A 13,834-nucleotide genomic window follows, 5' to 3' on the forward strand; every position below is an offset into this window, starting at 1 on the left:
CACTCTCCTACGAGGACTCCCATGAGCACCACGGCCACCGCCAAGGCCTCTTCCCCCGAGCCGTCCGGTTCCCCCGAACCGACCTCCGGCCTCGACCGCTACTTCAAGATCTCCGAGCGCGGCTCGACCGTGGCCCGCGAGGTCCGGGGCGGCTTCGCCACCTTCTTCGCGATGGCCTACATCATCGTGCTGAACCCGATCATCCTCGGCAGTGCCAAGGACATGTACGGGCACCAGCTCGACAGCGGCCAGCTCGTCACCGCCACCGTCCTCACGGCGGCGTTCACGACCCTCCTCATGGGCGTCATCGGCAACGTGCCGATCGCCCTCGCCGCCGGCCTCGGCGTCAACACGGTCGTCGCGCTCCAGCTCGCGCCCCGGATGTCCTGGCCCGACGCCATGGGCATGGTCGTCCTCGCCGGCATCGTCGTGATGCTGCTCGTCGCGACCGGCCTGCGCGAGCGCGTGATGAGCGCCGTCCCGGCCGGCCTCCGCAAGGGCATCGCGATCGGCATCGGCCTCTTCATCCTGCTGATCGGCCTCGTCGACTCGGGCTTCGTCTCCCGCATCCCCGACGCCGCGCACACCACCGTCCCGCTCCAGCTCGGCGGCGCCGGCCACCTCACCGGCTGGCCGGTGCTCGTCTTCGCCCTGGGCGTGCTGCTCACCCTCGCGCTGATCGTCCGCAAGGTCCCCGGCGCCATCCTCATCTCGATCGTCGTCATGACGATCGTCGCCATGGTGATCAACGCGGTGGCCGACGTCCCGTCCTGGGGCCTGACCACCCCGGAGTGGCCCGGCAACCCGGTCGCCTCGCCCGACTTCGGCCTCTTCTGGCAGTTCAGCCTCTTCGGCGGCTTCCACAAGGTCGGCGTCCTGACCGGCGTCCTCTTCGTCTTCACCGTGCTGCTGTCCTGCTTCTTCGACGCCATGGGCACGATCCTCGGCGTCGGCGACGAGGCCAAGCTGACGGACAAGGACGGCAACTTCCCCGGCATCAACAAGGTCCTCCTCGTCGACGGCCTGGCCGTCGCCTCCGGCGGCGCGACCTCCTCCTCCGCCACCACCTGCTTCGTGGAGTCCACGGCGGGCGTCGGCGAGGGGGCCAGGACCGGCCTCGCCTCCGTCGTCACCGGCGGCCTCTTCTCCGTGGCGCTGTTCCTCACGCCGCTGGCCACCATGGTCCCGTCCCAGGCCGCCACCCCCGCGCTGCTCGCGGTCGGCTTCCTGATCATGGCCGGCTCGGTCAGGGACATCGACTGGAGCGACTTCACCATCGCGGTGCCGGCGTTCCTGGCCATGGTGATGATGCCGTTCACGTACTCGATCACGAACGGCATCGGCATCGGCTTCATCGCCTTCAGCGTGCTGCGCCTCGCGGCCGGCCGGGGCCGTGAGGTCCCGGTCGCCATGTACGTCGTGTCGGCGGTGTTCGTCTTCTACTACGCGATGCCGGCGCTCGGCCTCACGTGATCCCGGGGCGGGGCGGGCGCCTGAGGCGGCGCCGCCGCCTCCGTCCCCTCCGCACCGTAGAACTTCTCCGTCTCGTCGACGGCGGTCTTGAACCGCTCGTCGAAATCCTCGCGAATGAGCGTCCGGGCCACGTAGTCCTGGACGCTCATTCCTCTTTTCGCGGCGTGACTCCTGAGCCGGTCGAGCAGCTCACCGTCGATGCGCAGGCTGAGCACTGTCGATCCCATGCCGTCAGGGTCGGGGCAGCCGGTGCTTCTTTGCGTCACTTTCTGGATCTGACTCACTCGTTCGGGTGATACATGGATGCCGAAGCGTGATCTGTGCCGGTGTGTGTTGTCGCGGGCGGGTGCGTACGGGGGTGGGCGGGTGTGAGCGGGCGCGGGCGGGTGTGTGCGTGCGGGTGCGTGCAGGTGTGGGCGGGGCGGGGCGTGTGATTCGTGCGACGTCGGCGGGTTTCCGGTGGTATTTAGGTAGAGTAATGAGTTACGCTAACGAACATGCCTGACCTGTCCCACGGGACCGCCGACGACGTCGCGGCCGTGAACGCGCTCCGCTCCTCCGTCATGCGGCTGGGCCGACGCCTCAAGCACCAGCGCGTCGACGAATCGCTGAGCCCCACCGAGATGTCGGTGCTCGGCACCCTGTCGCTCTGCGGCTCCGCGACCCCCGGCGAGCTGGCCCGCAAGGAGCACGTCCAGCCGCCCTCGATGACCCGCATCGTCGCGCTGCTCGAAGCCAAGGGACTGGTCCGGCTGGAGCCGCACCCCGACGACCGCCGGCAGAAGGTGGTCAGCCAGACCGAGCAGGCCGAGGCCATGCTCGAGGAGTCCCGCCGCAAGCGGAACGCCTGGCTGGCCGCGCTCGCCGAGGGTCTGGACGAGGACGAGTGGGCCAAGCTGCGCGCGGCCGCCCCCGTCCTGGAGAAGCTCGCACACCTGTAGACCCCGAGCCGAGGAGGCGACGCACTTTGAGTACGGGACCCGGAGCAGACTCCGCACCCGTCCACAAACCCGATACCCACACCCGCCGGGGCGGGGGGACCTTCTCCTCGCTCGGGATCCGGAACTACCGGCTTTTCTTCACCGGGGCGATCGTCTCCAACACCGGTACGTGGATGGCCCGGATCACCCAGGACTGGCTGGTCCTGAGCCTCACCGGCTCGGCCGCCGCCGTCGGCGTCACGACGGCCCTCCAGTTCCTGCCGATGCTGCTCTTCGGCCTGTACGGCGGTGTCGTCGCCGACCGGTACCCGAAGCGGCAGCTCCTTCTCGTCAGCCAGGCGGCCCTCGGACTGTGCGGGGTCGCGCTCGCCGTACTCACCCTGTCCGGGCACGTTCAGGTCTGGCACGTCTACCTGATCGCTTTTCTGCTGGGCATGGTCACCGTCGTCGACAATCCGGCGCGGCAGTCCTTCGTGTCCGAGATGGTCGGGCCCGGGCAGCTTCGCAACGCCGTCTCCCTGAACTCCGCGAACTTCCAGTCCGCGCGGCTCGTCGGGCCCGCCGTCGCCGGTGTCCTCATCGCCGGGGTCGGGAGTGGGTGGGCCTTTCTGCTGAACGGTCTTTCCTTCGTCGCGCCGATCGTCAGCCTGTTGCTCATGCGGACCGGTGAGCTCCACAAGGTGGAGCGCGTACCGCGGGGGAAGGGGCAGCTCCGGGAGGGGCTGCGGTACGTGGCCGGGCGGCCCGATCTGCTGTGGCCCATCGTGCTGGTCGGGTTCATCGGGACCTTCGGGTTCAACTTTCCGATCTGGCTCACCGCTTTCGCCGATGGGGTTTTCCACGTCGGGGCCGGTACGTACGGGTTCCTCAACACGTTGATGGCCGCCGGGTCGCTCGTGGGCGCCCTCGCCGCGGCCCGGCGGGGCTCGACCCGGCTGCGGATGCTCGTGATCGCGGCGGGTGTCTTCGGTGTCCTGGAGGTCGTCGCCGCCCTGTCGCCGGCGTTCTGGCTGTTCGCGCTGCTGCTCGTGCCGATCGGCATGATCGGGCTCACGGTCAACGTCACCGCCAACTCCGCCGTGCAGATGGCCACGGATCCCGCGATGCGGGGGCGGGTGATGAGCCTGTACATGATGGTCTTCGCCGGGGGGACGCCGATCGGCGCGCCGCTGCTCGGGTGGGTCACCGACGCGTACGGCGCTCGGGTCGGGTTCGCCGTGGGTGGGTTGATCTCGTTTGCCGCGGCTGTGGTCGTCGGGCTCGTGCTCGCCCGGATCGGGGGGCTCAAGGTCGCCGTCGGGTGGCGGCGGGGGCATCCGCAGGTCCGGTTCGTGGCGCGGGAGCGTCTGACCACCGCGGCGTAGCCCTGGGGCGGGCGGTGGTCGGGGTGGTGCCTGGTGCGACGGGGCCGGGGCCTCCCGTACGTCGTCGTCAGACCCGCCGCTCCAGGATCTGGCCCCGCCAGTCGCCCACCGCGAAGGTGTCCGTGCGGGTGAAGCCCTGGTTCTCGTAGTACGCGATCAGGCGGCCCTCGCTGCCCGCGAAGCAGTCCACGCGGAGGAGGGAGACCTCCTGGCGCCGTGTCTCCGCCACGGCCCGGTCGAGGAGCGCCGCTCCCACGCCGCGGTGGTGGAAGCGGGCGTCCGTCGCCAGGAGGCGCACGTAGACCTCCGGTTCGGTCGCGGGGGGTACGTGCCGGCCCGGGTGGGGGGTCAGGGTCATCGTGCCCGCCGGTACGCCGTCGATCTCCGCCAGCCAGAGGTCTCCCTCGGCCACCGTCCGTTCCACCTGCCGGACGGCGGCGGGGCGCGACGTGAAGGGCTCCGTGCCCCACTGGGCGGTGATGCCCTTGCCGTTCAGCCATGCGACGGCGCTGTCCAGGACGGCGAGTGTCGCGGGTACGTCTTCGGGCCCGCCCCTACGGATCTTCATGCGGGTGAGGTTAGCCGCGGCCTGTCAGACTCTTCCCATGAGGCTCTTCGCCGCCGTTCTGCCGCCCCCGGAGCGGTTGGACGAGCTCGGACACGTCGTCGACCGGCTGTGCCGGTCGCCCGGGGCGGAGGGGGTGCGCTGGACCGCGCGGCCCGGATGGCACCTCACGCTCGCCTTCATGGGGGAGGTGGAGGAGGCGCTGCTGCCCGAGCTGCGGGTGCGGCTCGAACGGGCCGCGTCCCGTACCTCCCCGTTCTCGCTGCGGCTCCACGGGGGCGGGCACTTCGGGGGACGGGTGCTGTGGGCCGGGGTCGCCGGGGACCTGGACGCGCTGCGGCTCCTCGCCGAGCGGTCCGACGCGGCCGCGCGCCGGACCGGGATCGCGATGGAGGAGCACCGCCGGTATCGGGCCCACCTGACCGTCGGGCGCGGGGACGGGGTGGACCCGGGACCCTTCCTGGACGTGCTCGACGGGTTCGAGGGCGGCCGGTGGGAGGCGACCGAGCTGGCCCTGGTGCGGTCGGAGCTGCCGGTGAGCGGGGTGCGGGGGGAGCGGCCCCGGTACGAGAGGGTCGGGGGGTGGCCCCTGGGCGGGGGCGGGGCGGGTTAACCTCGGAGGGTGGACCCGAAGACTCGTAACCGGATCATGGCCGGTGTGCTCGTACTGATGTTCGCCATCGTCGCGGTGGCGTCGGTGGTCGGTCAGTAGCCGAAGGGGTGCTTGCTTCGAGCGCACTCGAAGCAGTTGGCTGGTGACCCATGGAGTACACGCAGCTCGGACGCACCGGACTCAAGGTCAGCCGACTCGTCCTCGGCACGATGAACTTCGGTCCTCAGACCGACGAAGCCACCAGTCACACGATCATGGACGCGGCGCTGGACGCGGGGCTCAATTTCTTCGACACCGCCAATGTGTACGGGTGGGGTGAGAACAAGGGGCGGACGGAGGAGATCGTCGGCTCCTGGTTCGCCAAGGGCGACGGCCGCCGCGACCGTACCGTCCTCGCCACCAAGGTGTACGGGAACATGGGCGCCGACGGTGAGGCGTGGCCCAACCACGACAAGTTGTCCGCCCTCAACATCCGGCGGGCGGTCGAGGGCAGCCTGAAGCGGCTCGGGACCGACTACATCGATCTGTACCAGTTCCATCACGTCGACCGCGCCACTCCCTTCGAGGAGATCTGGCAGGCCGTCGACGTGCTGATCCAGCAGGGGAAGATCCTGTACGCGGGGTCCTCCAACTTCCCCGGCTACAAGATCGCCCAGGCCAACGAGACCGCCGCCCGGCGCGGCGCGGTCGGGCTCGTGAGCGAGCAGTGCCTCTACAACCTGTTCGAGCGACGGGCCGAGATGGAGGTGATCCCGGCCGCGCGGGAGTACGGACTCGGGGTCATCCCCTGGTCCCCGCTGCACGGCGGCCTGCTCGGCGGGGTCCTGAGGAAGGAGGCCGAGGGCAGGCGGCGTACGGAGGGGCGCGCGGCGGCCACGCTCGCCGACCCCGCCTCCCGGGCGCGGCTCCAGGCCTACGAGGACCTGCTCGACAAGCACGGCCTTGAGCCGGGCGAGGTCGGGCTGGCCTGGCTGCTGACCCGGCCCGGTGTGACGGGGCCGATCGTCGGACCCCGCACCCCGGAACAGCTGGCCGGCGCCCTGCGCGCCCTGGAGGTCGAGCTGGGCGAGGAGCTTTTGGCCTCGCTCGACGAGATCTTCCCCGGGCCCGGTCCTTCCCCGGAGGCCTTCGCCTGGTGACGTCTCCGGCCCCGGGCCGGCGTGGGTCGTCGTCCGGGGCCGGGCGTCAGGGGTCGTACGTCAGGGGCCGGGTGCGTACGGGCCGCCCAGTCCCCACGCCCCGTGCATCGCGTCCGCGAAGGCCGCCGCCAGTTTGTGTTCGCCGGTGGGGCCCGGGTGGGTGCCGTCGTAGGTGTCGGCGGGGAGGGCGTACGACTCCGGGACCGCCCCCAGGAGCAGCGGGGAGGCGGGGGTGTCCAGGTCGGCCACGGCCTTCGCGAGGAGGTCGTTGAAGCGGGCGCACTCGGCGGCGAAGGGGGCGTCGTACGTGGCGCGGACGTTCGGGATGACCGGGAGGAGGACCGCCCGGACGCGCGGGTTCGCGGCGCGGGCGGCTTCGAGGAAGGACCGGACGTTCTCGTCGGTCTGGTCGCTGTTCGTGTAGAAGCCCAGGTCGATCAGGCCGAGGGAGACGAGGAGCACGTCCGCCCCGGTCGTCGCGACCGCCTCCCCGATCACCGGCGCCATGTGCAGCCAGCCCTCGCCCCAGCCGGCCAGGTGGCGGCGGGCGGGGGCGGGGAAGTCCGGCGCCGCGTACGCCTCGCCGTCGTGGGGGCCGTCCGGGGCCTCCGGGTCGTACAGGCCCGTGCGGGGGCCGACGATCTCGTACCCGCCCGGAAGCGTGGCCTCCAGGTGCCGCCACATCCGGTAGCGCCAGGTCCAGTCGCCGGCGCGTCCGATGGTCATGCTGTCGCCGACGAACAGAAAACGCATGGTCACATCATCGTGGATCGTGTGGCCCGGCCTGTTGTGATCCGGGGCACCCCCGGGGCCCGTCCCGGTGTCAGCGCAGGCGGCGGGCCCGCAGGACCACGTCGTCGGTGTGGTGCGCGCCCGCGCCGCCCTCGGGCACCACGCGGGGCCGCTCCTCGTCCACCTCGACCCGCCAGTCGTCGCCGAGGAGCGCGGCGACCATCGAGGGCCAGACGTAGTCGGCGGGGTCGAAGCCGCCGTCCTGCCGCTCGGCGTGGTGCTCGTCCATGCCCGCGTGGTGGACGAGCAGGAGGACGCCGCCGGGCGCGACGGCGGCGAGCAGGGCGTGCTCGGCCGCCGCGTCCGGCGTGCGGAGCAGCGCCGGGTACTGCGCGGAGACCAGGTCGAAGGAGGCGGGCGGGAGCGCCGCCTCGGCCAGCCCGGCGTGCACCCAGCGGACGTCGGCGCCGGCGTCCCGCGCGTGGGCGGCGGCCCGGGCGAGCGCCACCCCCGAGACCTCCAGGGCGGTGACGTCCCAGCCGGCGCGGGCGAGCCAGATGGCGTCCGCGCCCTCGCCGCAGCCGACGTCGAGCGCGCGTCCGGGGGCGAGATCGGCGGTCTCCGCGACGAGCGCCCCGTTGGGCTGCCCGCTCCAGAGCCGGTGGTGTTCGGAGTAGCGGCCGTCCCACTCGTCGCGCACGGCGGGGTCGCCGACGTAGCCGTCGGTGAAGGAGCCGGCGGAGGGGTCGGTGAAGGAGTCCGTGGAGGCGGGGAGGTCTTCTGCCGTGGTGTCGTCTGCCATGGCACCACCGTCGCGCAGCGTCTCCTCACCCGGCCAGTTCTGTTGCGGAAACGGCAAAGGAAGGGGGAGGGTTCGCGGCTCCGGGCCCGCGCGGGGCTCAGGCCGTGAGGAAGCCGTTCACCCTCCTCGTGAAGCCCTCCGCGTCGTCGTGCCACGGGAAGTGGCCCGCCCCGGGCAGTACGGTCGGTTCCGCCTTCGGGAACAGGGCCGCGTACGCGGCGGCCGTGGGCGGCGGGGTGTTCACGTCCCCCTCGCCCGCCACCACCAGGACCGGACGGTCGAACTCCGCGAGCACCGCGCGCGTGGCGGGCGGGTCGAAGGCGCCCTCACCCGTGTAGGCCGCCGCCGCCTCGTCGTTGCGCCGCCGGGCGCTCTCGGCGTGCCACTCCCGCGTGGCCCCGTCCCAGGTGCCGTGGAAGAACGGCGCGACCGCCTCGAACGCCTCCGCCGTGCCCCGTCCCGCCGTGACCTCCTCCAGGGCCGCGTACGCCGGGCCGAACCACGGCTCCCCGCTCCGCAGCCGCGCCGTCGCGAGCCGCTCCTCCGGGGGCGTGTCGAGCGCCACCGCCGCCGTGCCCGGGGTGACGAGCACCAGCCGGGCGACCCGCTCCGGGTACCGGGTCACGTACAGGGCGGCCAGGTTCGCGCCGGCCGAGTGCCCGAGCAGGTCGACGGTGTCGAGGCCGAGGTGCGCCCGCAGCGCCTCCACGTCCTCCACCTGCCGGTCGCAACGGTACGAGGCCGGGTCGTCCGGCACGGCCGACGCCCCCGTGCCGCGCGGGTCGAGCCGGATCAGGCGGCGGTGGGCGGCGAGGCCGCCGAGGTCGTCCAGATAGGCGGAGTCCCGCATCGGGCCGCCGGGGAGGCAGAGCAGCGGGGCCCCGGAGCCGGAGTCGTGGTAGGCGAGTTCCGTGCCGTCGGGGGCGGAGAAAGTAGGCATGGGCGCGACCATGACAGCCGATCCGATCATGGTCAACGGATTACCGGCACCCCGTGGCAGGCTTGGACGCATGCGATCTGCTCTGTGCGCCCTCGGTGCGGCGGCGGCCCTGGTGCTGCTCCCGGCCGCCCACGCCCGTGCCGAAGGGCCGCAGCCCGACCGGGACTTCACGATCGAGGACCCCCGGATCACCGAGTCCAGCGGCCTCGCCGCGAGCCGCGCCCACCCCGGGATCTACTGGACGCACAACGACCAGGACGCGCCCCTGATCTACGGCGTCGACTCCCGTACGGGAAAGACGGTCGCGACCCTGACCATGGAGGGGGTCGGCACCCCCCGGGACATGGAGGCGATCTCCGTCGGCCCCGACGGCGACGTCTACGTCGGCGACATCGGCGACAACCTCGGCGGCTCCTGGGACCACGTCTGGATCTACCGCTTTCCCGAGCCGAAGGTCCTGAAGGACCAGAAGGTGACGGCGGAGCAGTACGTCGTGAAGTACGCCGACGGGCCGCGCGACGCCGAGGCCCTGATGGTCCATCCGAAGACCGGCCGGGTGTACGTCGCGAGCAAGAACCAGGACGGCGGCGGCCTGTACGCGGGTCCCGAACGGCTCTCGTCGTCCGGGACGAACGTCTTCCGGCGCGTGGACGAGGTGCCGTGGGTGACCGACGGCGCCTTCTCGCCGGACGGCGGACGGCTGGTTCTGCGCGGCTACTTCAGCGCTCAGGAGTACGCCTGGAAGGACGGGCGCCCCGGTGACGGGGGGACGTCCGTGGGGGCTCCCTTCCAGGGACAGGCGGAGTCGGTGACGTACACGGCGGACGGCTCGGCCCTCATGTTCGGCTCGGAGGGGAGGAACAGCCGCGTCCTGCGCGTGGACCCGCCGTCGACCGGCGGCGGAGGCCGGGGCACGAAGCCCCCGGCCGCCCCCGGCGCCTCCGCCTCCCCGTCCGCGACCCCGGACGGCGGCGAACAGGGCAACGCCACCCTCGGCTTCCTCGTCCTGGCGGGCGCCACGCTCCTGGTGGTGGCGGGGAAGCGGCTCGTGCGCCGCAAGTGACGCCCGTACGCACGCGAAAGGGCCCGGCACCACGTGCGCGTGGTGCCGGGCCCTCCGTACGGGGAAAGGGGTGTTACAGCTTCTCGATCACGTAATCCACGCAGGCCGTCAGGGCGCGGACGTCCGCCGGGTCGATCGCCGGGAACATCGCGATCCGCAGCTGGTTGCGGCCCAGCTTGCGGTACGGCTCGGTGTCCACGATGCCGTTGGCGCGCAGGACCTTGGCGACCGCCGCCGCGTCGATCTCGTCCGCGAAGTCGATCGTGCCGATGACCTGCGAGCGCTTGGCCGCGTCCGTCACGAACGGGGAGGCGTACTTGGACTCCTCGGCCCACGTGTACAGCGCGTCCGACGACTCCTTCGTGCGGGCCACGGCCCAGTCCAGACCGCCCTGGCCGTTGATCCACTTCAGCTGCTCGTTGAGCAGGAAGAGGGTCGAGAGCGCCGGGGTGTTGTACGTCTGGTTCTTCAGCGAGTTGTCGATCGCCGTCGGCAGCGAGAAGAACTCCGGGACGTGCCGGCCGGAGTCGTGGATCCTCTGCGCGCGCTCCAGGGCGGCGGGCGAGAACGCCGCCAGCCACAGGCCGCCGTCGGCCGCGAAGGACTTCTGCGGGGCGAAGTAGTAGACGTCCGACTCGGTGATGTCGACGGGCAGGCCGCCCGCGCCGGAGGTCGCGTCGACCAGGACGAGCGCGCCCTCGTCGGCGCCCGCGACCCGCTCGATCGGGGCGGCGACACCGGTGGAGGTCTCGTTGTGGGTGTACGCGTAGACGTCGACGCCCGCCTCGGCCACCGGCTCCGGGTGGGTGCCCGGGTCGGAGGAGATCACGGTCGGCTCGGCCAGCCAGGGAGCCAGCTTGGCGGCCTTCGCGAACTTGGAGGAGAACTCGCCGAAGGTGAGGTGCTGGGACTTGTTCTCGATCAGTCCGTGGGTCGCGACGTCCCAGAAGGCGGTGGAGCCGCCGTTGCCCAGGATCACCTCGTAGCCCTCGGGCAGCGAGAAGAGGTCACGGATGCCGGCACGCACCTCGCCGACCAGGTTCTTGACCGGAGCCTGGCGGTGGGACGTGCCGAGGAGGGAGGTGCCGGTGGCGGCCAGGGCGTCCAGCGCCTCCGTACGCACCTTGGAGGGGCCCGCGCCGAAACGGCCGTCGGCGGGCTTGATGTCAGCGGGAATCTGGATATCAGCCACGAGGCGGAGAGTATCGGGTCGCGGCGGGACCGGTCGCCGGATGTCCGCCCGATGAGACGAGGAACGGGACATCCTGGGGTTGTGGGAAGACACGAGGAACACGCGTTTGAGCTCGCCGCGGCCCTGCGGTCCACCGTCGCGGGGGAGGTCGACTTCTCCGCCGGGGCCAGGGCCCTGACCACCATGGACGCCTCCAACTACCGCCGCGTTCCGGTCGGTACGGTCGCCCCGCGCGACGCCGCCGACGTCGCGGCGGTCCTGGAGGTGTGCCGGGCGCACGGCACGCCCGTGGTCGCCCGGGGCGGCGGGACGTCCATCGGCGGGCAGGCCACGGGCACCGGCGTGGTGCTCGACCTCACACGGCGCATGGGCGGGATCGTCTCCCTGGACCCGGAGGTGCGGACCGCGGTCGTCCGGCCGGGGCTCGTCCTCGACCGGCTGCGGGCGGCGGCCCGCCCGTACGGGCTGACCTTCGGCCCCGATCCGTCCACGCACGGCCGCTGCACGCTCGGCGGGATGATCGGCAACAACGCCTGCGGGGCGCACTCGGTCGCGTGGGGCACCACGGCGGACAACGTGCGCTCGCTGGAAGTGGTGACCTACCGGGGCGCGGAGTTGACGCTCGGGCGGGACGGGCGGGGCGCGCCGCCCGGACTGCGGGAGCTGGTGGACGGGAACCTCGCCCTGCTGCGGACCGGCTACCCCGAGGGGCTCCCGCGCCGGATCTCCGGGTACGCCCTCGACGCGCTGCTCCCGGAGCGGGGCCGGGACGTGGTCCGCTCCTTCTGCGGCAGCGAGGGCACCCTCGGGGTGGTCACGGAGGCGACCGTACGCCTCGTCCCGCTGCCCGCCGAGCCGGTGCTCGTGGTGCTCGGGTACGCCGACGAGGGCGCGGCGGCGGACGCGGCGCCGGGGCTGCTGGAGTACCGGCCGCTGACGGTGGAGGGGATGGCCCTCGACCTCGTGCCGGACGCGGTGGGGCTGCCCCGGGGCGGGGCGTGGCTGTTCGTGGAGGTGGACGGTGCGGAGGCGGCCCGGCGGCTGGTCCGGGCGGCGGACGCGCTGGACTCCGCCGTCGTACGGGACGCGGCCGGGCAGCGGGCGCTGTGGCGGATCCGGGAGGACGCGGCGGGCACGGCGACCCGGGCGCTCGGCGGGGGCGAGGCGTGGCCGGGGTGGGAGGACTGCGCGGTGCCGCCGTCCCGGCTCGGCGCGTACCTGCGTGAATTCCGTGCTCTGCTGGCCGATTTCGGCCTCCGGGGGATCCCGTACGGGCACTTCGGGGACGGCTGCGTCCACGTCCGGATCGACTTCGACCTGTGGACGGCGGAGGGGGTACGGCACTTCCGCCGCTTCTCGGAGGCGGTGGCGGACCTGGTGGTCGCCCACGGCGGCTCGCTCTCCGGCGAACACGGCGACGGGCGGGCGCGGGCCGAGCTGCTCCCGAGGATGTACGGGGAGGAGCTGGTCTCCCTCTTCGGCGCCGTCAAGGACGTGTGGGACCCGGACGGGGGGCTGAACCCGGGGATGCTGGTCCGGCCGGGCCGGCTGGACGAGGGGCTGCGGTTCGAGGGGCTTTCGGGGGCACGGCTTTCGGGGGCGGGGACTGAGGGGGCGGGGGCTGTGGGGGCGGGGTCCGCGTCGGCAGGGGCTGCGGGGGTGGGGTCCGCGTCGGTGGGGCTTCCGGTGGTGGGGGTCGGGCGGGCCGCCGCCCGGTGCGTCGGGGTCGCCAAGTGCCGTGAGGAGGGGCCGGGTTCGGGGGACGGCGTGATGTGTCCCTCGTACCGGGCGACCGGTGAGGAGCGGCACTCGACCCGGGGGCGGGCGCGGCTGCTGCACGAGATGGCGCTCGGGGAGGTGATCACCGACGGCTGGCGCTCGGAGGAGGTCCGCGAGGCGCTCGACCTGTGCCTGTCCTGCAAGGGCTGCCGCAGCGACTGCCCGGTGGGCGTCGACATGGCCGCGTACAAGGCGGAGTTCCTCGACCGGCACTACGCGGGGCTGCGCGGCCTCCTGCGCCGGCCGCGCTCGCACTGGACGATGGGGCGCCTCCCGCACTGGCTCGACCTGTTCGGGCGGGGCCTGAACGCGGGGCTGCGGCTGCCGTTCGCGGCGCGGCTCGCGGGGGTGACGCCCGAGCGGACGATGCCGAGGGTGGCGGAGGCCTCGTTCACGTCCTGGTTCGGGGAGCGCGCCTCGGACCGTCCGCCGGCCCTGACGCTCTGGCCCGACACCTTCACCGACCATCTGTCCCCGGAGGTCGGCCGGGCGGCGGTCCGGGTCCTGGAGGACGCGGGGCTCGGGGTGGCGCTGCCGGAGGGGCGGGTGTGCTGCGGGCTCACGTACGTGTCGACGGGGCAGTTGGGGGCGGCGAGGAAGGTGATGCGGAGGGCGTTGGACGTGATGCTTCCGGGCGGGACGGGCCTCTCGGGCCTCTCGGTTTCCTCAGGGGTGGCCCCGGGCGGGTCGGCCCCGTCGCCTCCTTCCGAGGTGGCCCTCCCCGTCGTGGTGCTCGAACCCTCCTGCGCGGCGACCCTCCGCACCGACCTGCCCGAGCTGTTGCCGGACGACCCCCGGGCCGCTCGCCTCGCCGCCTCCGTCCGCACCTTCGCCGAGGTCCTGGAGGAGCTGGCCCCCGACTGGACCCCGCCCCGTCTCGACCGGCCGGTCACCGGCCAGACCCACTGCCACCAGCACGCCGTCCTGGGCGACGCCGCCGACCGGCGGTTGCGCGCCCGTGCCGGTCTCACCGGTGACCTCGCGGGCGGCTGCTGCGGCCTGGCGGGCAACTTCGGCTTCGAGCCGGGCCACTACGAGGTCTCGGTCGCCTGCGCCGGGGACCGGCTCCTGCCGTCCCTGCGGGACGCGCCCCCGGAGGCCGAGGTCCTGGCCGACGGCTTCTCGTGCCGCACCCAGATCGCCGACCTGACGGACCGGCGGGGACGGCACCTGGCGGAGCTGCTCGCGGAGGGGGTGGAGGAGGAGGCGTGGCGAGCGGGAGAGTGAGCGG

13 protein-coding genes are annotated in these 13,834 nt (G+C 72.9%); 7 read left to right on the forward strand and 6 right to left on the reverse strand.

The features are described 5' to 3' along the window. Positions 1-21: 21 nt before the first annotated feature. On the forward strand, positions 22-1,473 hold the full coding sequence (locus tag ACFY7E_RS00845; protein WP_383439271.1) for an NCS2 family permease: 1,452 nt from the start codon (positions 22-24) through the stop codon (positions 1,471-1,473). Here ACFY7E_RS00845 and ACFY7E_RS00850 read toward each other — a convergent pair. Further along, the gene (locus ACFY7E_RS00850) at positions 1,443-1,700 is read right to left on the reverse strand and encodes a hypothetical protein (RefSeq protein WP_389480984.1); all 258 of its coding nucleotides are present in this window, start codon (positions 1,698-1,700) and stop codon (positions 1,443-1,445) included. The two genes, ACFY7E_RS00845 and ACFY7E_RS00850, sit on opposite strands and share 31 nt — an antisense overlap. 270 nt (positions 1,701-1,970) lie before the next feature. Between ACFY7E_RS00850 and ACFY7E_RS00855 the strand changes: the two genes are divergently transcribed. Beyond that, complete coding sequence (locus tag ACFY7E_RS00855) at positions 1,971-2,414, forward strand: MarR family winged helix-turn-helix transcriptional regulator (protein ID WP_062753095.1); 444 nt, start codon at positions 1,971-1,973, stop codon at positions 2,412-2,414. Between the two features lie 26 nt (positions 2,415-2,440). After that, entirely contained in the window at positions 2,441-3,778 is a 1,338-nt protein-coding gene (locus tag ACFY7E_RS00860; protein WP_389479271.1) for an MFS transporter, read from the forward strand. A gap of 67 nt (positions 3,779-3,845) precedes the next feature. On the opposite strand, the gene ACFY7E_RS00865 is transcribed toward ACFY7E_RS00860, so the two are convergent. Further along, positions 3,846-4,346, reverse strand: a complete 501-nt coding sequence (locus ACFY7E_RS00865; protein WP_389479274.1) for a GNAT family N-acetyltransferase — start codon at positions 4,344-4,346, stop codon at positions 3,846-3,848. A 37-nt stretch (positions 4,347-4,383) separates the two neighbouring features. Between ACFY7E_RS00865 and thpR the strand changes: the two genes are divergently transcribed. Together thpR and ACFY7E_RS00875 are read left to right on the forward strand one after the other, a co-directional pair. After that, positions 4,384-4,956, forward strand: a complete 573-nt coding sequence (gene thpR, locus ACFY7E_RS00870) for an RNA 2',3'-cyclic phosphodiesterase (protein WP_389479275.1) — start codon at positions 4,384-4,386, stop codon at positions 4,954-4,956. Positions 4,957-5,105: 149 nt separating this feature from the next. After that, positions 5,106-6,095, forward strand: coding sequence for an aldo/keto reductase (locus ACFY7E_RS00875; protein WP_383447595.1), 990 nt, complete (start codon positions 5,106-5,108; stop codon positions 6,093-6,095). A gap of 60 nt (positions 6,096-6,155) precedes the next feature. Here ACFY7E_RS00875 and ACFY7E_RS00880 read toward each other — a convergent pair whose 3' ends face one another. The 3 genes from ACFY7E_RS00880 to ACFY7E_RS00890 form a co-directional block, all read right to left on the reverse strand. Then, positions 6,156-6,848: a GDSL-type esterase/lipase family protein gene (locus tag ACFY7E_RS00880; protein WP_389479278.1), complete on the reverse strand. Its 693-nt coding sequence runs from the start codon at positions 6,846-6,848 to the stop codon at positions 6,156-6,158. Between the two features lie 70 nt (positions 6,849-6,918). Next, positions 6,919-7,629: a class I SAM-dependent methyltransferase gene (locus ACFY7E_RS00885; protein ID WP_389479280.1), complete on the reverse strand. Its 711-nt coding sequence runs from the start codon at positions 7,627-7,629 to the stop codon at positions 6,919-6,921. 97 nt (positions 7,630-7,726) lie between these two features. After that, positions 7,727-8,569: an alpha/beta fold hydrolase gene (locus ACFY7E_RS00890; protein ID WP_389479282.1), complete on the reverse strand. Its 843-nt coding sequence runs from the start codon at positions 8,567-8,569 to the stop codon at positions 7,727-7,729. A 70-nt stretch (positions 8,570-8,639) separates the two neighbouring features. Here ACFY7E_RS00890 and ACFY7E_RS00895 point away from each other — a divergent pair, with 70 nt between their 5' ends. Next, the gene (locus tag ACFY7E_RS00895; protein ID WP_389479284.1) at positions 8,640-9,632 is read left to right on the forward strand and encodes a WD40 repeat domain-containing protein; all 993 of its coding nucleotides are present in this window, start codon (positions 8,640-8,642) and stop codon (positions 9,630-9,632) included. Positions 9,633-9,705: 73 nt separating this feature from the next. On the opposite strand, the gene serC is transcribed toward ACFY7E_RS00895, so the two are convergent. Then, the gene (gene serC, locus ACFY7E_RS00900; protein WP_389479286.1) at positions 9,706-10,824 is read right to left on the reverse strand and encodes a phosphoserine transaminase; all 1,119 of its coding nucleotides are present in this window, start codon (positions 10,822-10,824) and stop codon (positions 9,706-9,708) included. Between the two features lie 51 nt (positions 10,825-10,875). On the opposite strand from serC, the gene ACFY7E_RS00905 reads away from it, so the two are divergent. Then, positions 10,876-13,830, forward strand: coding sequence for an FAD-binding and (Fe-S)-binding domain-containing protein (locus ACFY7E_RS00905; RefSeq protein ID WP_389479288.1), 2,955 nt, complete (start codon positions 10,876-10,878; stop codon positions 13,828-13,830). Positions 13,831-13,834 lie beyond the last annotated feature (4 nt).

This window comes from Streptomyces sp. NPDC012825, assembly GCF_042900925.1.
GTDB lineage: Bacteria > Actinomycetota > Actinomycetes > Streptomycetales > Streptomycetaceae > Streptomyces.

Coding starts and splice junctions, on each gene's coding strand:
- ACFY7E_RS00855 (WP_062753095.1), top strand. CDS start 1,971: ATGCCTGACCTGTCCCACGGGACCGCCGACGACGTCGCGGCCGTGAAC.
- ACFY7E_RS00875 (WP_383447595.1), top strand. CDS start 5,106: ATGGAGTACACGCAGCTCGGACGCACCGGACTCAAGGTCAGCCGACTC.
- ACFY7E_RS00905 (WP_389479288.1), top strand. CDS start 10,876: ATGAGACGAGGAACGGGACATCCTGGGGTTGTGGGAAGACACGAGGAA.
- ACFY7E_RS00885 (WP_389479280.1), bottom strand. CDS start 7,629: ATGGCAGACGACACCACGGCAGAAGACCTCCCCGCCTCCACGGACTCC.
- thpR (WP_389479275.1), top strand. CDS start 4,384: ATGAGGCTCTTCGCCGCCGTTCTGCCGCCCCCGGAGCGGTTGGACGAG.
- ACFY7E_RS00850 (WP_389480984.1), bottom strand. CDS start 1,700: ATGGGATCGACAGTGCTCAGCCTGCGCATCGACGGTGAGCTGCTCGAC.
- ACFY7E_RS00895 (WP_389479284.1), top strand. CDS start 8,640: ATGCGATCTGCTCTGTGCGCCCTCGGTGCGGCGGCGGCCCTGGTGCTG.
- ACFY7E_RS00845 (WP_383439271.1), top strand. CDS start 22: ATGAGCACCACGGCCACCGCCAAGGCCTCTTCCCCCGAGCCGTCCGGT.
- ACFY7E_RS00865 (WP_389479274.1), bottom strand. CDS start 4,346: ATGAAGATCCGTAGGGGCGGGCCCGAAGACGTACCCGCGACACTCGCC.
- ACFY7E_RS00880 (WP_389479278.1), bottom strand. CDS start 6,848: ATGCGTTTTCTGTTCGTCGGCGACAGCATGACCATCGGACGCGCCGGC.
- ACFY7E_RS00890 (WP_389479282.1), bottom strand. CDS start 8,569: ATGCCTACTTTCTCCGCCCCCGACGGCACGGAACTCGCCTACCACGAC.